17 protein-coding genes are annotated in these 22,624 nt (G+C 48.3%); 8 read left to right on the top strand and 9 right to left on the bottom strand.

Features of this window, described 5'->3' with window-relative positions; genetic code table 11:
* Positions 1-62: 62 nt before the first annotated feature.
* Entirely contained in the window at positions 63-857 is a 795-nt protein-coding gene (locus ACXAGR_RS08215; protein WP_474849265.1) for an SDR family NAD(P)-dependent oxidoreductase, read from the bottom strand.
* Positions 858-1,094: 237 nt separating this feature from the next.
* On the opposite strand from ACXAGR_RS08215, the gene ACXAGR_RS08210 reads away from it, so the two are divergent.
* Positions 1,095-1,586: a cupin domain-containing protein gene (locus ACXAGR_RS08210; protein WP_474849263.1), complete on the top strand. Its 492-nt coding sequence runs from the start codon at positions 1,095-1,097 to the stop codon at positions 1,584-1,586.
* A gap of 12 nt (positions 1,587-1,598) precedes the next feature.
* Positions 1,599-3,452, top strand: a complete 1,854-nt coding sequence (locus ACXAGR_RS08205; protein ID WP_474849261.1) for a phytoene desaturase family protein — start codon at positions 1,599-1,601, stop codon at positions 3,450-3,452.
* A 292-nt stretch (positions 3,453-3,744) separates the two neighbouring features.
* On the opposite strand, the gene ACXAGR_RS08200 is transcribed toward ACXAGR_RS08205, so the two are convergent.
* From ACXAGR_RS08200 to ACXAGR_RS08165, 8 genes are all read right to left on the bottom strand, one after another.
* Entirely contained in the window at positions 3,745-4,497 is a 753-nt protein-coding gene (locus tag ACXAGR_RS08200) for an SDR family NAD(P)-dependent oxidoreductase (protein WP_474849259.1), read from the bottom strand.
* Entirely contained in the window at positions 4,494-5,471 is a 978-nt protein-coding gene (locus ACXAGR_RS08195) for a fumarylacetoacetate hydrolase family protein (protein WP_474849257.1), read from the bottom strand. Before ACXAGR_RS08195 ends, ACXAGR_RS08200 begins: the two co-directional genes overlap by 4 nt.
* Before the next feature lie 10 nt (positions 5,472-5,481).
* Complete coding sequence (locus tag ACXAGR_RS08190) at positions 5,482-6,225, bottom strand: SDR family NAD(P)-dependent oxidoreductase (RefSeq protein ID WP_474849255.1); 744 nt, start codon at positions 6,223-6,225, stop codon at positions 5,482-5,484.
* A gap of 110 nt (positions 6,226-6,335) precedes the next feature.
* A complete protein-coding gene (locus ACXAGR_RS08185) occupies positions 6,336-7,250 on the bottom strand; it encodes a LysR family transcriptional regulator (RefSeq protein ID WP_474849253.1) in 915 nt (304 codons plus the stop codon).
* A gap of 111 nt (positions 7,251-7,361) precedes the next feature.
* On the bottom strand, positions 7,362-8,489 hold the full coding sequence (locus tag ACXAGR_RS08180; protein WP_474849251.1) for an FAD-dependent oxidoreductase: 1,128 nt from the start codon (positions 8,487-8,489) through the stop codon (positions 7,362-7,364).
* Complete coding sequence (locus ACXAGR_RS08175) at positions 8,470-8,871, bottom strand: Rieske (2Fe-2S) protein (RefSeq protein ID WP_474849249.1); 402 nt, start codon at positions 8,869-8,871, stop codon at positions 8,470-8,472. Before ACXAGR_RS08175 ends, ACXAGR_RS08180 begins: the two co-directional genes overlap by 20 nt.
* Positions 8,855-9,787 (bottom strand): VOC family protein, encoded by a 933-nt coding sequence (locus tag ACXAGR_RS08170; protein WP_474849247.1) that lies wholly within the window; start codon positions 9,785-9,787, stop codon positions 8,855-8,857. Before ACXAGR_RS08170 ends, ACXAGR_RS08175 begins: the two co-directional genes overlap by 17 nt.
* Before the next feature lie 184 nt (positions 9,788-9,971).
* Positions 9,972-11,123 (bottom strand): alpha/beta hydrolase family protein, encoded by a 1,152-nt coding sequence (locus ACXAGR_RS08165; RefSeq protein WP_474843963.1) that lies wholly within the window; start codon positions 11,121-11,123, stop codon positions 9,972-9,974.
* Positions 11,124-11,464: 341 nt separating this feature from the next.
* On the opposite strand from ACXAGR_RS08165, the gene ACXAGR_RS08160 reads away from it, so the two are divergent.
* The 6 genes from ACXAGR_RS08160 (at position 11,465) to ACXAGR_RS08135 (ending at position 22,480) form a co-directional block, all read left to right on the top strand.
* The gene (locus tag ACXAGR_RS08160) at positions 11,465-12,691 is read left to right on the top strand and encodes an MFS transporter (RefSeq protein WP_474849245.1); all 1,227 of its coding nucleotides are present in this window, start codon (positions 11,465-11,467) and stop codon (positions 12,689-12,691) included.
* A gap of 29 nt (positions 12,692-12,720) precedes the next feature.
* Positions 12,721-13,254: a nuclear transport factor 2 family protein gene (locus tag ACXAGR_RS08155; RefSeq protein ID WP_474849243.1), complete on the top strand. Its 534-nt coding sequence runs from the start codon at positions 12,721-12,723 to the stop codon at positions 13,252-13,254.
* 378 nt (positions 13,255-13,632) lie between these two features.
* Entirely contained in the window at positions 13,633-15,606 is a 1,974-nt protein-coding gene (locus tag ACXAGR_RS08150; RefSeq protein ID WP_474849241.1) for a TonB-dependent receptor, read from the top strand.
* 17 nt (positions 15,607-15,623) lie between these two features.
* A complete protein-coding gene (locus ACXAGR_RS08145; RefSeq protein WP_474849239.1) occupies positions 15,624-17,048 on the top strand; it encodes a hypothetical protein in 1,425 nt (474 codons plus the stop codon).
* Between the two features lie 17 nt (positions 17,049-17,065).
* Complete coding sequence (locus ACXAGR_RS08140; RefSeq protein WP_474849237.1) at positions 17,066-19,054, top strand: hypothetical protein; 1,989 nt, start codon at positions 17,066-17,068, stop codon at positions 19,052-19,054.
* A gap of 360 nt (positions 19,055-19,414) precedes the next feature.
* On the top strand, positions 19,415-22,480 hold the full coding sequence (locus ACXAGR_RS08135) for a TonB-dependent receptor (protein WP_474843957.1): 3,066 nt from the start codon (positions 19,415-19,417) through the stop codon (positions 22,478-22,480).
* The last annotated feature ends 144 nt before the right edge of the window (positions 22,481-22,624 follow it).

The raw sequence follows: 22,624 nt of genomic DNA, 5'->3' as shown, positions 1-22,624 counted from the left end.
GCGGGGTTTTTTATTGGCGGGTTATACGGGCAATGTCTTGCCCGCTATTCGCCAGACGACACTTACCAGGCAATGGCCCCTGCATCAATGGAAAAATCTGCGCCGGTGACAAAGCTGGCTTCGTCACTGGCAAGATAGGTGGCGCACCAGGCAATGTCTTCCGGCTTGCCTAAGCGGCCCAGCATGTTTTTTGCCATGACATTACTGAGGAAATCTTCATCGTCAATCACCGGAGCTGTGGCGCCGGTTACAATGAGCCCGGGTGATATAGTATTTGCCCGAACACCATGAGGGCCACCTTCCATCGCCAGTTGGCGGGTCATTGCCAACACACCTCCTTTGCCTGCACAGTGCGCCAGTGCGGCAGAGCCTTTTAATGCCTGGTAAGCGTTGGCCGAAGCAAAATTAATCACAGAACCGGATCCGGATGCTTTCAGATGTGGCCAGAATGCCCGGGTGACCAGATATACCGAGTCTAACTCTGCTTTTAAGGTTAGTTGCCAGTCTGCATAGGTCATATCCTCTATCCATTTAAACACAGCAGTAGCCGCAGCATTGACGATGATATTTAGGGAGCCGGTTAGCGTCGTCACTCTTTCACGCAAATTGGTGATGTCATCTTCATCGGTGAGGTCAGCGGCACAGGCGAACTGCAAAGACAGGCCTTGTGACTGCGCTTCCTCTACAGTGCGCAAGGCCGCTTCTTCATTTATATCTGTGCCAATAACCGTTGCGCCCTGTCTGGCGAACATGAGAGCGCAACCTTTACCGATGCCATCGCCGATACCTGTGACCAGTGCGGTTTTCCCTGCCAGTCGGCGGTTTTGTTCAGAAACGCTGTTACTTTCGTTATGCATATACTTTCCCCTGTAATAGTTAAACTAAGTGTAAAAAATGTTGCGAAAATTTGAAAATTTGCGTTACTGATGTGCCGAATCCCCCGTACAGATAGTGTGTTGTCCAGCGCTAATTGCTTTGGTGTTGTGAATCATTTGTTATTGGAATGTGCGATATCTGCATAACCGATTTGTGCGCGTACAGCCTGTAAGTACACTTTGAGTCATAATATATAAATGTTCAGATGAAGGTTAGCGATGGGACGACTTAAAGATGTACGCCGTGTGGTAACGGGGCACGATGAGAATGGCAGATCGATTTTCAAAGACGATCAGGCTTTTGAAACAAAATTAATTCCCAGCGGTGATGCGGAGTTTGCTCTTGTCTGGACAGCGCCTGATTTGCCGGTGGAAAACAATGATGAAACCGACGGTCGTTACCGTGATGCCGGACTTACTTTGAACGGCGGTTCTGTGATCCGTGTGGTGGACATGCTACCGCAATCGGCGTCGCCTTTTCACCGCACCAACAGTCTGGACTACGGCATTGTGCTGCAGGGCCAGCTGGAACTGGAGCTGGACGATGGCAACAAAACTCTGCTTCATGCCGGTGACATCGTAGTGCAACGGGGCACTATCCATCTTTGGCGGAATCCGTCTGAGAACGAAGTATGCCGTATTGTTTTTGTACTCACAGAAGCAACGCCGGTAGAAATTAACGGTGAACCTTTGCCGGAAATGCACCCTTAAAAGGAATAAAAAATGGCTGATTTTGACGTAATCGCAATGGGCGCAGGCCATAACAGTCTGACAACATGCGGATATCTGGCAAAAGCCGGAAAGAAAGTACTGCTGCTGGAGCGCCATGACTACGCCGGTGGCGGTGCAGCCACACAGCAAATCCTTACGCCGGGTTACCACCACGATTTGCACTCCAGTGTGCATATTATGATTCAGGCGAACCCGCTTATCACCAATGATGAACTGGATTTGTTCAAAAAATATGGCATGGACTACAAATATTCAGACGTACCTCACGCCACCATTTTTGCCGATCAGTCTGCGCTGATGACCTACAAAGATTTGGATAAAACCTGCCAAGGTATGGCAAAAATTTCTCAGCGTGATGCTGACGCGTACCGTCGCTTTGTAGAATTGGGCCAAAGCATGCTGCCAATGATAATGCCCGGCATGTACAAGCCTCAGCCTCCTCTGGGCGCACTGATGGCAATGCTGGACAGCAGCGAAGAAGGTCGCGTGATGATGGACATGATGCAACGCAGCAGCATGGATATTATCAATACCTGGTTTACTCACGATAAAATCAAAATGCACATTGCCCGTGCGGTGTCTGAAAACCTGCAATTACCTGATGAGCTGGGCACTGGTATGGGGACTGTGATGTTTACAGCGCTCATGCACACCTACGGCGTAGCCCAACCCTGGGGTGGCTCAGGTAAATTGTCAGAATCTATGGTGAGAGCTATCGAAGCTACCGGGGGCGAAATTCGCTACAACAGCGAAATCAAGCGCATTCTGGTGTCAGGCGGTAAAGCCAAAGGCGTTGAGCTGGTCACTGGCGAGAAAATCATGGCCCGTGACGCTGTCATCGGCTCCATGCACCCCCATAAAATCCGTCAGTTTGTTGATGGCGTGTCTGAACCCGTACTCAAGCGTGCTGAAAATGCCAGTCTGGCAGCGTTCAGTTTGTTTGTTGCTCACTACGATCTTCGCGAACCCGTACAATTCCGTACTGCAGAAAAAGATGTGGAAAAAGCCATTATGCTTACCCTTTGTCAGCATGAATCCATGGCGGATATGCAGCGTGACTTTGATGCTGTAAAGCGGGGGGAGCTGACCGACATGATGTTTTCTGCGGGTAACGATGAGTCCAAAACGGATCCCTCTCGCGTACCGGAAGGCGCCGGCATGTGGCACAGCACCGGCTTTGCTCCGTTTAATCTTCTTGAAGGTGGCAGCAGCCGCTGGGATGAAATACGTGAAGCTTATGGTGAAGAGCGGCAGAAGCAACAAGGCAAGTTTGTGTCGAACCTTAACAGCGATAATATCATCGCCCACAAATTCTACACGCCACTGGATTTGGAAAGAAACTCGCCGAACTCCATGGTAGAAGGTGATGTTCACGGTGTGGCGCCTTATTTCTACCAAAGTGTAGGACACCGTCCTACGCCGGATCTTGGTCAGTTTAAGGTGCCGGGAATCGATTCACTGTATCTGGTTGGCCCGTCAATGCCGCCTGCCGGTGGTGTGGTGGGGGCCGGGCGCGCCGCTGCCATGGTGATGTTCGAAGATTTGGGTATGGACTTTGATAGCACGTTCCAGACCGGCGAAAGTAAATCCAAAAGTACCGTGAAAGCCAGAACACAGGCGCCGGATGACGGTGCGGTGCGACTGTTCAACGAAAACGATGCTGAACTGATGACGGTGGACAGCATTGATACAACAGATGATGAGCTGGTGGTGCGGGGTAAAACCTTCGGAACGATGCCATTAACTGCCCGCCTGGGGCCCGGAGATTTACGCAGAGCCGCTAAGATGGCGCTGTCTCCGGCGAAGTTCATGACAATCGTAAAAATGCTGTTCAGCAAAGACTAAACAATGACAATTCTACTACGGATAGGCTCCGGGAAAACACAACATGGTCACCAGAAAGGCTGGTACGATACAGGAAATTATTCTGATCCTTCCTGTTACACATCGCCGTGATGAGGGCCGGGTTGTTAGCGCCAATCATGCCGTTGCTTGTGCAGGCTTTCGGGCATATTGAGCATGCACATTACCCGTAGTACAACACTTAAAACCCCGCGACAGTCTTTCTGTAGCGGGGTTTTTAATTAACTTCATATGATAACAGTAAGGCTATACCGTTATTTCCGGCAGGTAACAGCTAACAATCTGAGATCAGTGTTCCCCCGTCCACCACAATATCCTGACCTGTTGTAAAACCTCCGGCTGCACTGGCCAGATAAAGCGCGGTAGCGGCGATTTCATCTGTTGTGCCAAGGCGGTTAAGGGGTGTTTGCTGCATACGTTTGGTCATAAACGCCGCGTCGGCCTGCAGATGTTTCGATAACGGCGTATCGATAAGACCCGGGCAAATACAATTGGCGGTTATGCCATATTTACCTTGTTGTACCGCGTAGTTGCGGGCAAGTTGAGACAGCCCGGCTTTCGTGACCGAATACAGCCCCAAGGCCGATGTACCCCGTTTGCCTGCAATGCTGCCCACATAAATTAGCCGTCCGCTACCCCGCTGCTGCATGCCTTTAACTGCGGCAGCAGACAGTAACTGGGCTGACAGCAGGTTAATTCTCATGGTACGCAACCAGTCGGCCTCAGCGCAGTCGTCCATGCTTCCCACATGACCTTCAATGCCGGCAGTGTGAATAATAATATCTACCGGCGCATTCTGAATATGCTGAATGAGTGCATTAGCACCGCCTTCAGCACTGAAATCCGCAGGAATATACACTGTGCCGGGCGGCGTGTCCGGGAAACTGTGCTCACGGTCGGCCAGAATAAGCGTTGCACCAGCCTCAAGAAAAAGGCGGGCAACGGCACTGCCAATCCCGCCAAGTGCACCTGTCACCACCACGCGTTTGTTCTCAACGCTGAACAGGGAAGCGACATTAGCAGTCATGGTTTTACCATGGTGTGGTCAATTTTGCCGAATACGCTCTGACCCAGGTGATCTTTCACGTCGAAGCTGAGGGATTCACCGTATTTTAGAAAATCGGTTTTCACTTCACCAAATTCCAGTATGTCCAGTGCCCGACGCTCTGCCAGACAGGCCGATCCTGTTTCTTTCCAGTCTTTACTGGATACCGTTCCCGAACCTAAAATCATACCGGCTTTGATGTTGCGGTTGTACGTGATGTGTTGAAGGATTTGCCCGAAAGAAAAGTCCATTTCGCCGCCATTAGGGTGACCAAACCATTCCCCGTTGCGGCTCACTTCCATGTTCAGATGTACACGTCCGTCTTTCCAGTCATCACCCAGTTCATCCGGGGTAACCGCCACCGGTGCAAACACCGTCGCCGGCTTTGCCAATATAAAGCCGAAGCCCATTTGTAATTCACGGAAAAGATGCTTACGCATGCTCATGTCATTTAAAATGGTGACCAGTTTTACCCTATCCAGCGCTTCAGAGGCGGACGCCCCCATAGGAATATCGCCGGTAATAACCGCAAATTCCCCTTCAAAATCGGCGTTATCTTCTTCAGAAGGGAAAGCATAATCTTCACAGGGGCCCATAAAGTCATCGCTCTGACGCTGAATAAGAATAGGGATGTTCGGATCTTTCTTCACATCCAGATCAAAGGCCTTTTCCATAATGTTGCCATGGTTTAGAAATGCCGAGGCATCAATGAACTGGTGGCAGCGGGGCAGGGGAGCCATAGCATCCTGAGGGTTAAACGTGAATGCGTCTGAAACCGCATTATCGTTGAGCTTGTCGTAAACGGCGGTGAGATCAGCGAGCACCGCGTCCCAGTTTTCCAGTGCCAGTTGCATGGTTTTAGCAATATGGGAAACGTCTGCTGCCCGGGTTAAATCACGGGATACCACTACAAGGGTTCCGTCGCGGGTGCCGTTTTTCAGTGTTGCCAGTTTCATCGCATTCTCCTTAAAAGTTAACACCGCCATCGCAGTTAATCGTTTGTCCGGTAACAAAGCCGCATTCTTCGGATGTCAGGAACAACAGTGCGCCGGTTAAATCCTGAGGCTCTTCGGTTTGTTTAATCAGTTGCAGGTTATTTTTCACGTTATCGAATAACTGCGGGGGCAGGTTTTTCGCTGATTCCGGCGTACGGGTAAGTCCGGGCGAAAGGGCATTGACTCTGACTCCTGAGGAACTGAATTCCGCTGCCAGTGCGCGGGTCAGACCGATCCCCGCCATTTTGGTTGTCACGTAAGCTGAAAACCCGGGCATAGCCGTGCCGGTGGTGCTGGAAGCGATTTGAACGATGCGTCCGTAACCCCTTTCTGCCATACCCATGCCGAAGGTTTTGCCCAGAATGAATGCCGCTTCAACATTTATGGCTTCAAATTTTCTGAACGTTGCTAAATCAAGTTCAGCCAGCGGTATTACCGGCATGAAAGCCGCGTTATTAACAAGAATGTCTACCTGACCGAATTTACTGAGTACGTTATCAGCAAACTGCGAAACCTGTTCTGCGTCTGACAAGTCAACAATTTCACTGTAAGCCCGCTGACCGGTGGCACGAATTTCTGCCACCACGGCGGAGGCATCCTGAATGTCCGCTATGGCGATATCGCATCCCCGTGATGCCAGAGCCAGAGCGAATTCCCGTCCTAACGCACCGGCGGCGCCCGTAATAACGGCAATTCTGTTTTGATGTCCCGGCATTTTCTTTCTCCACAAAAAATTGTGAATAAAGTGTAACAGACACACCTGAGGCGGAATATTTGATTCGGTAAAGCCGGACTATTTGTTTTGCCAATAATCCGGCAGTGATGTCAGGCAAAGGTCTTACGGGCAGTAGCTATTATCTGTTCTCTTAACCAGATTAGCGCCGGATCCTGGTCCCGGTATTTATGCCATTGCAATGCCCACGATATCTCAGGTAAAGGCTCCGGAAGCGGAACGGTTTTGATGGGGATGAGTGCCTGCCAGTGCTCAGCAAGATGTTGATAAACAGTTGCCACGCGTGCTGTGCCGGGTAAAAATTGAGGAATCGCATTAAAAGTCGATGTGATTATTTCTACTTTTGGCTCTTTTCCCCACTTATCTCTCATGAGTACTTGATCCTGACTGGTTACGCGACTCGTGCCAAATTTTACAGTGACGTGGCCAAGGTTCAAAAAATCGTCCAGTGTTATATTTTCATGAACTGCATCGTTCTGTTCACATGCAATACATACAAATTTTTCAGAAAATAATTCCTCGCATGGGTGATGATCAACCTTTATCGACATCGGCATTATCATGAAGTCTACTTCTGCCCGGTCTAATACTTCTGCAGGCTTATTGCTCGGAATAAAAAATTCAAACTGAATCCCCGGGGCAAGTGAATTAATCTGCTTAGCTACAGCGGTAAGCAATACCGTACTACTGTAGTCGCCAGCGATAAATTTGAATTTTCTGTTACAGGTGTACGGATCAAAGGTTACACCGCGATCGACGGTGGCTTGAATTTGTAAAAGGATATTGTGAACTGGCTCTGCGAGGCTCTCACCTAATGGCGTCGGTTGCATTTTTGCACCCACCCGTACCAGTAAATCGTCATCGAAAAACTCCCGCAACCGCGCCAGTGCACCACTGGTGGCAGGCTGACTTAAACAAATACGTTCAGCTGCCAGCGTAATACTTCGTTCGGTCAGCAAGGCATCCAGTGCCACCAGTAAATTGAGGTCGAGTCTGTTTAAACGCATAAGAAAACCTGCATGAAAGCCCTAAAGCACTAGTATCATTTTTTAACTATATGATTACAACAAAGAAAACATTATTTTACTTAAGGCTTTCGTATTACTGATAAGCAGGTGTTAAATGGGCGCCATTAATGCGCTCATGGTTAACGCCATAACCTGAATATGCTCTACTTTTGAACCGCCGGTTTGCTCAATTTCACCTAAGCGCTTTGAGTTAGTCACAATCATGCTGCATCGGGGCCAGCGGCGATTCTCGAAGCGGGTGAAGATCTCTTCTACCGTGCCACCTGATGCAATTTCATCGGCTATCACCACAGCATCTTCATGGCCCATACCTGCACCCGACGCGAGATGGGGTGTTGTGGCATGAACTGCATCTCCCATCAGCAATATCCGGCCTTTAAACCAGGAACGGGGCATGATCATCCCTTCCAGCGGGCGTGCCAGAATGCTGGATGATTCAGAGAGTTCCGCTTTCACTGCTTCAATCACCGGTGCAGTAAATGGCGCAATCAAGTTTTGCAGGTAAGGCAGCAGTTCTTCATCAGCGATGCGGGACTTTTGCGGCCGTTGTTCGGTGTAATTCAGGTACATGTGGGTGGATGACACCGGGGTAAAACCGAGTTTGCCATTGCTACCGTAAAATAATGCCGGACGTTCCAGGCCGTGGCGTTCCACCACCGCGCGCCACACCACCTGACCGGTATACTGAGGCACCGGTGCTCCGGCAAAATACTGTTCACGGGTTTTAGAAAATACACCATCTGCGGCCAGTACCATGTCAAACACATGTTCAGAGCCATCTGTCAGCATGGCTTTAATACCGTCTTCCTGCTCAGTCAGTGTTTCGTAGGTGCAGCCAAGGTGTACATGCACGCCGCTTTGCTGCACTTTTTCAGCCAGAATACCGGCAAGTACCGGGCGCATGATGCCACCGCCTCCGGTAATACTTGAACCGGGCACGGCAGGAGTAACTATTTGACGCAGGAAAGTACCGTCAGCAGTGAGCATGTCGACGTTCTGGCAAATAGCACCGTGGCGGCGGAATTCGTCAATCAGACCAATTTGCTCTATGGCACGCAGTGACGGACCGCTAACAGTGATACCGGCCCCGTCTGTCTTCCATTTTTTGTCCAGTTCAACAAGGTGTACTTCTATTCCTTGTTTACTGAGCAGAATGGCTGTGGACATACCGGTGAAGCCGCCGCCGACAATAAGCACTTTATTTACTGATGATGTCATGTTCATGTTCTTCTGTTTCTGAGTCGGGGTACCAGACGAGATTCCCGTGACTATTTATTTCTACCTGTACCGGCGTTAAGTGACTCCCTTTACAGGGGCCGGAAATACAAAAACCGGTATTGCGTTCGAACAGCGCGCCGTGTGAGCCGCATTTAATGAACTGGCCAGACCCGTCCAGAAAAGCATCTTTTTTCCAGGCCATGGAGGCATGTTCGTAGCCCTTGTGCGGACAACTGTTGCGAAAAGCAGCAATACTGCTATGGCCGGTTCTCACAATAAAAATAGACGCTGCCTGCTGTGCGCCGGTGCTGAAGCCTTTACTGGTATTCAGCGGAATATCGTCCAGCGCACACAGGGTGATGCCATCAGTGCGGATCGCCACCGGGCATCCATTTTTTCACCAGGGTGAAATTGAAAATTTGCGAGGTATCTGCGCTGGCCATGGCTTCCCGTGGCGTCCAGCTGTCATCATGCAAATCCATGTCTGCATCATATTCAACATGCACGCCCATGGGGCTGTTGAAGTACCAAAAATAGTTTGAGCCAAATATATGCCGGCCCGGACCCCAGAAAGTTTCGTAGCCTTTATCCTGAAAACGTTTGCCCGCCAGCAACAGCTCGTTCGGCCCGGCCAGGTGGAACGTGAAATGCTCACAACCCTGCATATGCGACGGGGTATCGATAAGAAACAGTGAGTGGTGATCAAGGGTTCCCTGCGGGCGCAGGAACGGCCCTAACCGGGTGAAACGATCGGCAACCCGGAAACCGAGCCTGTCGATGTAAAACGACTCTGCCTCTTTAATATTCGGAACGAAGTAGACGACGTGGGACAAGCTGGCAGGAATGATGTCGTAGCTATCATCTGCCCCCGGTTCATTAACCGGACGCTGTGGTGCAAAACCCGGAGAATTAATCTGCTCATTTTTGCCGGTAAACGCCTTACGACAAGTGATTTGAAATTTCAGCGCAAAACCGCTGTTGTCCACGGTAGTCAGGCTACCATCCTCACCGGTAATCACTTCGCGGTCAGTACTCAGTTCTGCTTTGATAGCATCCAGCGTGGTCTGGTTGTCTACGCCATACACGGTTTGTCTCAGCATCGATGCAGTGGGTAACGGTGCCGGTAGTGCTGCATGGTCCTTGTGTCTGATGATAACAGCCGTGCCGTCCTGTCCTTCGAAGCGGCCACCTTCATCAGATACACCGACAGGAACAAGGCCGTAATCGGTGAGGTACTGACAACAAGCCTGTACGTCGTCAACACCGAATACCAGTTCGTCTAAACCAACTATATTCATGGTAAATCCATTATTTCTTTAACTTAAAAGTAGTGTAGAGAGGTGGATGAGGAGTTGGAAATTGCTTGATTGGATGAAGGTTATTTACAACTCAGATACAGGAAATAAACAATTGGTGAGGCAGATAGAACGCGCACACCGGCGAGGATTCCAGTGTGCTTTTTGATGCTCAGTTTAAAAGAAGTTACTTCATTTTCTCAAATTCCGCTGCGCACCAGTCGGCAACATAATCCCGCATACCGGTGCCGTTGTCTGCGCCACAGTGTTCTATTTCAAAGTCTTTGGTTGTGAATATTCGCAGATGACGGTTAACTGAATATACTGCCTGCTCGTAGGATCGATAAGCGTTGCTTACTGGTATCTGGCGATCACCTTCACCATGCGTAATAAGAAACGGCATTTTCATTTTTTCGATCTGGCCATCCAAAGTGACTTTTGGCATATAGGCCATAAAGTCATCAAGGTTTTCCTTCCCCCATACCCACAGTACATGATCCCAGTAGTGTGGCACCGGATTCTCGCCTTCACGCTCCATACGCTCTTTTTGTCTCTGGCCCCAAACATGGTTAGCGCCCATTACTGCGCACAGTGCAAATCGAGGTTCGTTCGCAGCCGCGCGTGGCGCATAATAGCCACCCAGAGAAAGGCCAAAAATACCTATTCGATTCTCATCCACATCATCACGGGATGCCAGATAGTCGAATGCCGGTGTTGCCCATTTTTCTGTATCGTACACTGCAGTCAGGCCACGTTTACGCAGTGCTTCACCGGTACCTGGTTGATCGACAAACAAAGTGTACATGCCCCGGTCGAGGTTAGATTTACCATGACCGGCCATGTTCACCTGTTCTTTCATTGAGTCCAGGCCATTTACCGAAACCAGCGCCGGGCGCTTAATACCGCTGCCATCGTGAACGAAAATAGCGGGGTAAGACGTGCCTTCATAAGGAATATCCAAAAAATCCACATGTAAACCGCTGCACTCTACGTGCTTACGGTACAGCGCCAGGCCTTTGTCGTAGGCTTCCCACCGGGGTGCATAATCTCTGGATTGCATGCGTTCGGCAGACAGATAGTAACCGGATGCACGGGCGTACTTTGTTCCGGCAGACAAAAAATAGCCTTGTTCTTCATCTTTGCGGGCGTTCTCTTCGACCTGCTTCGCCACCGCAATCCAGCTGTCAAAAAGTAACTCTGTACCCGCATCTTCACCGTTGGCGGCGGCCTCAAAAATAGGGCGACAGGCGGCATCTACTTCGCCGTGATTCCCTCCGCATGCAAGGGCGAGATTAACCTGAAGATTCCAGACGTAATTTCCTTTGAACGGTTCAAACATGTCGTGCTCCTGTATCGACAGCGATTGGTACGTGTCGTGGCTAATTGGTCAGTAGTTATTTGCACTATGATTACTCATCGAAACTTACAAACACAATTAAGACCCTATCGATTATTCGGAATGACATTATCAGTATTGTAAATATTTGGTTTTTGTTGTTTGAGTTGTTATCGATTTGTTATTTATATGAACCTTATTCGTAAGGCGAATTTGTCGGCACACTGATACAGCAGTTAATCTTGCTCTGAATAGTTCGCCTGCGCACATCCTATTGAAGATATTGTCGCGCATTTTTTCGACTGGCTGGTAATTAATAACTTAAAGCTACAAAAGGCATATCCATGATTAACGCTCGCAGAGCCGGTACCCTTCAGGGCATCGTGCTAATATTACCCATCACCCTTAGTACCATGGGGTCTGTGCTTCTCGCTCCTATCGTGCCGCAGCTCATGCAGGCATTCGGTCATATCGAAAATGCAAACTATTGGGTACCTCTACTTCTTTCTTTACCAGCGTTGTGCATCGCACTTGGTGCTCCCCTGGCCGGTTATATCGCTGATAAAGTCGGACGCCGTCAATTGCTTATTGCGAGTATGTTTGTTTACGCGGTTTGTGGCGTATCTCCCTTATTTCTTGATAGTTACTGGATGGTTTTCGGCTCCAGGTTACTGGTTGGAGTCTGTGAAGCGTTTTTGATGACGTGTTCCACAACGTTAATCGGGGATTATTTCAAGGGCGATGACAGGAATAAATGGTTAGGAAGTCAGGCTGCCGTTGCCTCTCTCACTGCTATGTGTCTGTTTCCTCTCGCAGGATACCTTGGTGCCACCTATGGTTGGAAAGGACCTTTCGCATTGTACGCGCTTAGCTTGCCTTTAGCGGTAATGACAATTTTGTTTACATGGGAAACCGGCTCTCAGTCAGATGAGGAAGTGGAATCTGAAGCTCACGTTACTGAGCATACAAAGAGTTTTCCTTGGGGGCATATGGGCACCGTGTGCGGTTTTACTTTAATCGGCGGTATTCTTTTTTACCTGCTCCAATTTCAGATGGCTGCAGCACTGGGTGAGTTCGATATAGATAATTCGGCTATCACCGGGTGGTTACTGTCATTCGCCAGTATCGGCGTGCCTATGGGAGCAATTGCGTATCGTTACATACATCAGTGGCTGGGCCTTAAAAATCTTATCGCACTCGAATTTGGCATTCTGGCGCTGGGTTTCTTCTCGATGGCCATTGCACCTGACTATAAAGTGTTCGTCGCTGCCGGGTTCCTGAACCAGTTTGGTGCCGGCATGCTGCTTCCCACTATGCTTACCTGGGCCGTTAAACCGCTGGGTCACGCTGTTCGGGCCCGGGGAGCTGGTATTTGGCAATCTACGTTTGCCACTGGTCAATTCGTAACAACACTCGTCTTTGCCTGGGTGCTCGCGAATCTGGCAAATGGCAGTCACCTGGAAAGCTTTAAGGTATTCGCCGGAGTAGCGCTGGCTATGTTTGTTATCTCAATAGTCACGTTACCCAAAAAAAATAGTGGTATTAACTCTGCCATTAAAAATGGCGCGTGATCAGACTCGATAATATAAAGGAAGTAATAATGTTTAATAAAATTAAAGTAGTATTTTTTCTGGCAGTATTCTCAATGTTTCCTGTTTCAGCCAGTGCTATGGAAACGATTAATGACGAAGATTTACCTACGTTCGGTATAAGAAACAAAGCCAGTTATATGCATTACATAAAACTGTTCAATGAGAAAAACCCTCAGGCATTCGAAGCTTATTTTTCTGATGATGTTGTGTATATAAATGGAGGGCTGGTATTAGAAGGTATACCCGCGGTAAAAAAACACTATCACGGCCTTTGGTCATTGATGAAAGAAGACTTAACTGTGAATGAATTTGTTTTTGACGGCGATACCCTCGCTGTTGATCTGCATGCTCATTTTACCGTTATCCGTGATGATGCAAATTCACCGTTCGGTAAGATTAAAAAAGGTGATGCTTTTGACTACTACGGGTCCATTATTTATAAAATTAATCATCTCGGGAAAATTAAAAAGCTAACGGTATCTTATTTGGATTTTACATATACAACTGATGGGAAAACACGCTCACTGGGTTCTCCTCACTAGCAAATAAAATAAACCTTACTTTACCTCAGGGCGACCTCAATAACAGGTCGCCCTTTTCTCTTTCTATTTTCTCAGTCTCCTGTATTCGTTCCGCAAAATTTCTCTATTTGTTAATTCGAATTCTAAATTTCTTTTCAATTTAGCAAAATAAAAATGCGGTTATTAACAAATAATTAAATAAAAAAATACATATGTGCAGTGGTTTAATTTTAATCATTCTGCGTCAGTGATCTTCGAATAAATAAAGGAACGTCTGAGATGAAAAAACAGCAATATCGCTTCTTTCTGAGTGCTGTAGCTATTTCGGTTTTATCTGCAACTTGTGCAACCGCCACAGCGCAAGAATCTGCAGAACAAAAAGAAGACCTCGAAATAATTATGGTTACATCTTCGAAAACGAACAAACCTCTGCAAAAAGTCCCTGCTGCTATTTCTGTAGTGGATGGCGAGCGTCTGGCTCAGGCTGCCCGCGTGTCAGCAGATGACGTGCTTGCCAATGTAGCAGGGGTCGAAGTGCAGGGAGCAGCCAGAGGTAAAGTGTTTGCTATTCGCGGCCTGGGCTCCGATTTACCCCCGGGTGTTGGCGAAAGTTCGGTATCTACGAATTACGATGAGGTGTACTCCATTCGTGCGGAAGCTGGTCAGCTAGGGTTTTATGATTTAGAACGTGTCGAAGTCATGCGCGGCCCCCAGGGGACACTTTATGGAAGAAACGCTACAGCCGGGGTGATTAACTTTATATCACACTCTCCGATATTAGGGGAGTTTGGTGGTCATGTTGGAGTAAGCGCCGGCGACTACAATTTTCGCCGGGGGGAGGGGGCCGTCAATATACCGGTGTCTGAAGATTTTGCGGTGCGTGTGGCGGGTACTATCGTAAAACGAGATGGCTTTTTATCAAACGGGCATAACGATTTAGAAGGTGATGGTCAGCGAATCAAGGCGCTATATCAGCCCAGTGACGATTTCAGCTTACTGTTGGGTTACGACAGAATCCATCTGGATGGCATGGGAGCGGGTGCCACTGAAAGTGCCTACTGGGAGAGTGGTGACTACTACACCACTGATGATTCGGGAATTGGTGATGGGCAGGATTATACGTCGGATAAGTATTATGCCAAGTTGCAATGGAATGTGGGGCCCGGACAACTCACTATTCTGCCTTCTTATCAGACTGGAGATGGTACGAATGAGGCAATTTTTGCCGGGAGGGGGACTGCCGGTTACGATCCTAAAAATGTAGAACAAAATGCTCTGGAGGTGCGCTATGGCAGTCTTCCTGGCGAAGACATTGAATGGATTGTGGGTTTTTTCCATTACGATTATGAGCAGAGCCTGGTCGCCGAGGAATTATATGCAGACGGTACAACCAGTGGTGTTGAAGATTCAAGTTTTACCAGTGGTGATTCCGATGCGTTGTTTGGTCAGGTAACCTTCCCTGTCGCAGAAGACTGGAGGATAACTGCAGGTGCGCGCTATACCTGGGACGAGAGAGAATCAGAAGGAACTGCGCCAGCTCCAATTTATGGGTACGCAGGTACGAGGGACGATAACTTTTTCGACTGGAAGCTGGGACTTGAGCATGACCTTTCTGATAATGCACTGGTCTATGTACAGGCTGCAACCGGTTTCCGTCCCGGTGGCGTAAATCCGTTTGACGGTAATACCATCATTCCCGAGGAGCTTTTATCCTATGAGGCAGGTATCAAATCCAGATTATGGGATGGTGCATTACAGCTTAATGCCAGTTCGTTCTATTACGATTATTCCGATTTCCAAATCGTTGATTTCTTTATCACAGCCACGGGACCTAATCTAAGTTTCTACAATGCTGACGCGGTGAACTGGGGAGCTGAACTGGAAATGTTGGCAATTCCCTCTGACGCCCACCGAATCAACTTCTCTCTTGCTTACTTAAACTCTGAAATTGAGTCAGACCTTTGTCTTAATCCAAGCGGGTACACCGGCGCGGCAGACGCAGAATGTGACGGGTTAGGGGCCAATGCGATTAACTTTAAGGGGGAACGGCTACCACATTCACCGGATCTGACTATCAAAGCAGGTTACGAATACATTTATGAAGGTAACGGTGGCTGGCTGTTGATCCCCAGAATCGAAATGAGGTACGTCACTGAGCAATACGTTGCTCCAAGCAATCAGGATATTGCCTTGCAAGGTGATTACTTCACAGGAGATATAACCGTAACCTGGCATGATGCACAAGATAAACTAAGTGTTTCAGGCTATGTGAAAAACTTTACTGATGAAGCTGTCAAGACTGGTTTCTTCACAGGGTATGTGGTCGGCGGAGCACCAAGAACTACTGGTGTGTCACTAAACTATCGCTTTTAAATTTTTCAGGAACGAAGATGAATACTTTAACGGGTAGTAAGCTCAAGCAATCTGCCAGTAGCGTTTTCGCGCTGCTGGCAGGCGTCGTGATGATAGGAAGTGCCCTGGCGCAACAGTCGCCAAACGGGCCTCCTGGCCCTCCACCGGCCATGCCGCGTATTCAAGACACGCAGTATAAAAGCTATATAACAATCGCAGGTGAAGCGGTTCAAAGAAGCGAAACTGCAGAAGTAACTGTTAGCGGTGAAGTAGGCAAATCTGCAATCAATGGACTAACGCTAAAATCACATGAAGATGACTTCAATGCCATCATCATTGAGGAGCCGGGCGCATTAGTCAAAATCAGCGATACATCTGTCAACCTGAGTGGAGACGGCAGCAACGACTTTCTGGGCAAAGGGGCGGGCTTACTTGTTACCGGTGGCGTGGCTTATGTGTATGACAGTGAAATTATAACGTCGGGTGTGGTATCCAGTGCACTTGTGGCTGCGGAGCGTGCAACGCTTAAAGGGTTTAATAGTAAGTTCGTTTCTCATGGCGGACAGCTGCCTGAAGATTACGTGCCGGTCATTGGTCCCGGTATGAAAGAGCCTCCGGCCCCGCTGGGTATTACCGGTACCGCCAGAACATTGCTTACCATGAGTAATGCCCGGAGCTATTTCTACAACTGTGAATTCATTGCTGATGGGTGGGGTGCATTGTCTACGGATGCCGCTGGCGGAGAAGCTTACCTTGAAGTGAACGACAGTCAGGTCACTGTTAATAATAGCGGATATGGCGCCTATGCAGATTTTGGTGCAAAAGTGGTGGCAAACCGTACTGTATTTGATGTGGCAACGTACGCTGGCGTGATTGCGGGAGAGGCTGAAATGGCCTTTTTTAATAGCGAATCCAGCTCGGGTCGCAACGTAGTCATGATTCACTCAGTCATGGGCAATCCGCAGGAAAAAGGGCGGTTAGTTGTTGATGGCGGGAAACACAATGCAGAAGATGCTGCATTTTGGGTGAAAAGCGCGAACGCAGTCATCACCTTAAAAAACACCTCTATTGTGTCTGAATCTGGTGTGCTTTTGTTGGCCGAAGTCAATGAGGACAAATTCCGTACCCAGGTAAACGGAGCCCGCGTACCCGGAACAGCTCTGTCGATTGAAAACAGCAAGCTATCGGGTGATGTCGTCAATCAGGACAGCGAAAGAGGACTCGTAGTTTCATTGAATAAACGATCGGTACTAAATGGTGCGTTATCCAATGTGACATTGAGCATTGATGAAACGAGCGCCTGGCATGCAACAGGTAACAGCGTTATTGAGGTGGACAATGCAATGGGCCTCAAGCAAATACAAACCAACCCGGGAGTAACGGTAACTATTCGTTCATCTCATCTGAAGCCCGGGAAAATCAGTCAGCCCTCTGGCGGCAATCTCATAATCGAAACTATTTAATTTATCAGGAAATATGTATGACTCTACCTTCAGTTTTTAGAAAAACCTGTTTAGCGACCCTTATTGCTTTCGCGGGAGCGACACACGCTTTCGATGTTTCAGTAAATGAGCAGCACGTGAAGGCCGGCGAGCCGTGGAAGATTTTCCAGGATACTCGCGTTAACACACTCATTCTGGAAAAAGGCGCGGCCATTCAGCGACCCGGCAAATCCGTTACGATGTTGGTTGATGGCAAGGAAACCGCTATGTTGCCGGGTAAATATAATAATGTGGAACTGGTCATTACCGATAAGTTCTACCAAAGCCCGACTGGTAAAAATGACCGGGGAGTCGACAATTTTCGCACAGCTTTGCTAATTACCGGGAAAGGGATTGATGAAAAACGTTCAGTCATTCAAGCCATTCAGGGCGGCGAATATTCTGCGTCGGAGGCGAAAGACATCACATTGGTATCTGATAGCGGAAATTTCAATGGTGTGATGGTCGATGGCAACGTGAGTTATCGTGTTGACGGTGCAAACGTTGATTTCCGCTCTGATGCCGATGGCAGTGATAACAGCGATTTTTCCGGCTATGGTGCAGCATTTGCAGCTTATAACGGCGCCCGGTTGGCTATCTCAAACAGCAACATTGATGTGTCGGGTGTGGCACGTCTGGCTCTGTATGCATATGAAGATGCAGACTTATTGATCACAGACTCAACATTCAAAGTAGATGGTGGGGAACTTTATGAAGGGTATCCTAACTCGGCTGACTTCTCTGCGATGCTTGCTCCGCCCTGGGTGTTGGGTATCAAAGGTAGCGCACGTGGCACTAACATGATGGGAAACCGTACGACGTTTACCATGGTGCGTAGTGAAGCCGAAGCTGCAAACTGGGGGGTGTTGTCTACTGATATGGGCGCAGCTATGTTGATGACTATTGTAGATTCTTCATTGACATTAAATGGTGAAAAAGACCTCTTTAGTACCCGTTACGGCAGCGGTTATGGCAGTTATATTCTGGGATCTGAGCACTTCTATTACGGTGTAACCATTCACGCCGGTACCTACGGTGGAATTGTGCGGGAAGGTGAAGCTTATTACGGTGACTCGACGTTTGACGAACCATTAAATATCTATCCCCGTTTACAAATTCCAACAGGTGAAACATTCATTGATTTTTTCGGCAACGAACAACAGGTATTTGATATTCAGATTGATGATACGCCCGCGTTTTCAAAGATCACCGGGAAAGGTAAAAAGTCTTACATCTATTCAGACAATTTTGGCTGGATGTCTCATGGCGATGGCAAATTGGTGATAGCCGAAGGTACAGAAGTGAAGACCGGCAAAAGTACCTTCCTGCTTAAAGACGGTAATGTTGATATAACAGTAAAAGATCGGTCTGAACTCATTCCGGGGAACGGGGTATTACTTCAAATGATGGACAACGATGACATGCTGGTGGGTATCGATCCTGAGTCTCAGGTTGCACTTCACTTTAATACTACGTTCACCGAGAAAGCTGGCTATCCCGGTATCGACTATTCACTTGAGTCTGTGACTGATGAAAAACGCGCCAATGTGACGTTAAAAGCAGAAGGCATTAAGCTTGAAGGTGACCTTTACAACGCGACAGGTTATTTTGGAAACCAACCGGGCGATAAACTCACAGTTACTATGGGTAACAGGTCCATCATCATTGGTGCTATCAGTAGTACGAGCGCTATTCATATCGATGAACATGGGGACCAGAACACTCAATTCACTGATGCTGAGTACTATTATCTCGGACATGTTAAAAACAAGCCTTTTTTCAATGGTGTCAACGATATCGAAGTTGTGCTTGAAGACACGGGAGTTTGGCTGGTAACAGGGGAGAGTATTATCACCTCCCTGACTATTGCAGAAGGCGCGGAAATGAAAGCTAAAAACGGTAAGTTATCAATGACTGTTGACGGAAAAGTTACGCCAGTCAAGCCAGGTAAATACGAAGGTATCATCAAACTGACTGTATCCTCGTAATTTCGAAACCATTAACTCAATCAATTCTCATTCCTGGCGGACATGTTGTCCGCCATATCTCCTTCCGGCTTTTTCTCCCTAAAAATAAAATTGGCTATCGATATCATTTGTTAAGCGCCTTTACAAAATGCTTGCAATCAAACGCATGTTTAATATATAACCTACCTGTTACATTAAATTAACCTTTCAGTCGTTTAATGCAACAAAAAGGGCGATGAAGAGAGAAATAGCCCGATACGCGAAATGTGTGATGGGGTCTGAGAGCCAAAGCGTGAAACCATAATGACATCGATATCACGGGCGCTCAGTAAGGGACATGCATTTCATTTGTGTCACAAAAACTCAATTGGAAACCAAATAATGTTTAAAAAATCAAAACTGTCATGCGCGGTGGCAGGTACTCTAAGCGTTGTGGTTGCGTCTCAGGCCTTTGCTCAGCAAGCGCCTGAAGAAATGGAACAGATTGAAGTCCGTGGTGTTAGGGGATCACTGTCTCAATCTATGAACGTGAAGCGTCAGTCATCAGGTGTTGTTGATGCCATTTCGGCAGAAGACATGGGTAAATTCCCTGATACTAACCTGGCAGAATCACTTCAACGGATTACCGGTGTATCAATTAACCGTGTAAACGGTGAAGGTTCTGAAGTTACCGTGCGTGGTTTTGGTGGTAACTTCAACTTAATCACGTTAAACGGCCGTCAGATGCCGGCTGCAAACGTAGCATCAATTACCGGTAACTCAGATGACCAGGGGGCCTCCGGCTCTACCCGTTCATTCGACTTCTCTAACCTTGCCTCTGAAGGTGTAAGCGGTATTGAAGTATACAAAACCGGCCGTGCAGCAGTACCGTCAGGTGGTATCGGTGCAACAATTAACATTAACACCATTAAACCACTGTCTCAGGGTGAAAACCGCATGTCTTTCGGTGCTAAGGCAATGAAAGACGAAAGTGGTGATGGCGTAACGCCGGAACTGAGTGGTATGGGTAACTGGTCTAACGACGACAATACCCTGGGTGTAGCAGTATTTGGTTCTTATCAGGAACGTAATTCCGGTAGCCGCGTGATGAACGTGTCTCAGTATCAGCTGTTTAACTGGGATTCCACTTCACCGGGTACCTTTGGTCTGGTCGATGGTGCGAATGTGACCAATCCACCGGAAGAAGGTCAGCTGGTAGCGATGCCAACTAACGTAGGTTACGGTGTTAACGAAAACAACCGTGAGCGTTTAAACGGTATGGTTACGTTGCAATATGCACCGTCAGATACGTTAACCATTACTGCTGATGCGACGTACGCAAGCAACACCATGGAGGCCACGTCTATCACGGACGGTGTCTGGTTTGCCCGTCAGTTCACTGATATGGAGTTCGATGGTAACCCTGTTGTTGCCACACCTATCCGTTTCAGCGAAGACATCGACGGCGGTAAAGACTTTTTCTTCCAGAACCTGGCGCTGGCCGCGAAAGATGAATTGCACTCCTTCGGCTTAAATGCGAACTGGTGGGTGTCTGATGAACTAAACCTGCGCTTTGACGTTGCGTCATCAGAAGCAAAAAGTGGTGGTGACGGCCCTTCCGGTAAAAACGTTGTGCGAATGAACGTTGCCGGTGCAACTGCAGGCTGGCAGACAGTTGATATGTCTTCAGGGTTCCCGCAAGTGAGTATCGTGGTAGACGACTCCATTAAGGGTAACGATAACGGTATTTTCGATATGCCGGATGTAGGCCCTCAGGTTGCACGCGCCATTGAATCCAATCAGAAGCAAACTGTTGATCAGGTCCGTTTTGACGGTACCTGGGATCAGGGCGCAGACGTGAAAATCGACTTTGGTGTTGGCTATATTTCAACCGAGATGAACCAGAACCGTTTCGAATCCGAAGCGCAGCTTGGTGGCTGGGGTGTCGCTGATGTAGGTAATATTCCGGAAGGTCTGCTGGAAGTCACTTGTACTGCCTGTGCGTTTGAAGACACGAATATCACTGGCGTAGCTGGTGCTGACGCCATGGCTGTTCCGGCCGGCTCATCAACTATTCCGTTGGGTAGCGTGTCGTTCAAGGGTAATGCAGTAGAGCTGGTTAACAGCATCGCGCCTATGTACGGTTACACTCTGGATACGTTCAATGCGATTTCTTCAGCTGATAACACAGTGAAAGAAGACATTCTGTCTTTATACGGTATGGCGTCAATGGACGGCGAACTGGGTGGTTTTGAGACTAACCTGGTAGTCGGTGCACGCTATGAAAAAACAGACGTCGAGTCGATTTCTTTACAAACCGTCCCACTGCAAATCAACTGGGTATCAGACAACGACTTCCGTACTGTACTCGGTGACGAAACACAGGCACTGTCGCAGAAACACTCTTATGAAGCGTTCCTGCCGAATATTGACTTCTCGATCAACCTGACAGACGATTTAAAAGCCCGTGCTTCTTACAGCATGACGCTGGCCCGTCCGGCCTACAACCAGATGTACACTGCTACCACAGTGGGGGCGCCGGGTCGTCCTACCTATTTAGGTGGCCAGGGTTCCGGTAGCCGTGGAAACGCCGCGCTGGATCCGCTGGAATCAAATAACTTCGACCTGTCATTAGAGTATTACTACGGTGATGCGTCTATGGTGTCTGTGGGTTACTACCGTAAAGACGTAGACAACTTCGTGGGTACACAGCAGGTTTCTCAAGGTCTGTTCGGTCTGCTTGACCCTACATCAGGTGCTGCCGGTACGGTATCTGCTGAAGCGATTGCTGAACTGGAAGCCCGTGGTGTAGAGGTGACAGAGCGTAACTTCTTTACCATGACAGCTCTGTTAACTAACCCGGATAATTTCCCTGGTGGTGCTGATGAGTTCGAAGAAGGTCAGGCATTCGCTGATGCAGTATTTGCGTCAAATAACGTCGAGCCGCAAGCCGGTGACCCGGAAATGCAGTTTGAGGTGACTCAACCTGTGAACAACCAGAGTGCACGTATCTCAGGTTACGAGTTCGCATGGCAGCATTTCTTTGGCGACAGTGGCTTCGGTTACCAGGCTAACTTCACCATCGTAGACGGTGATATCGGTTACGATGTAGGTGCGAGCCCAGCTATCGAGCAGTTCGCTCTGGAAGGCTTAAGTGACAGTGCTAACCTCGTATTAATTTACGAGAAGAATGGCCTGTCTACCCGTATCGCTTACAACTGGCGTGATGCGTTCCTGGCAGAAGTTAACCGTTCTGTATCGTCACAGCGTAACCCGCTGTTCATTGATGAATACAAGCAGTTAGATTTGAACGTCAGTTACGACTTCACAGATGACTTCACCATGAGCCTCGATGTCATCAACTTGCTGGAAGAAGGTCAGCGTCAGTATGGCCGTACACAAAACAACACGTTCTTTGTTCAGGAACTGGACAGACGTTTTGTACTGAGTGCCCGTTATAGCTTCTGATTGAAGTTGTAACAACCGTTGAAACCGCACCTGATAGTTGAGCAGGTGCGGTTTTTTTATGGATTGAAAATGAGCCTGCTACTAACTTCGTATTGACATTCAGGCGCTTCACCTATGTGATTGTGCCTGACGTTGGCTGAAAAC

This window comes from Alteromonas sp. ABH4_457, from assembly GCF_056160625.1.
The sequence above is the reverse complement of the archived record's forward strand: the minus strand, read 5'-3'. Positions and strand labels throughout refer to the sequence as shown.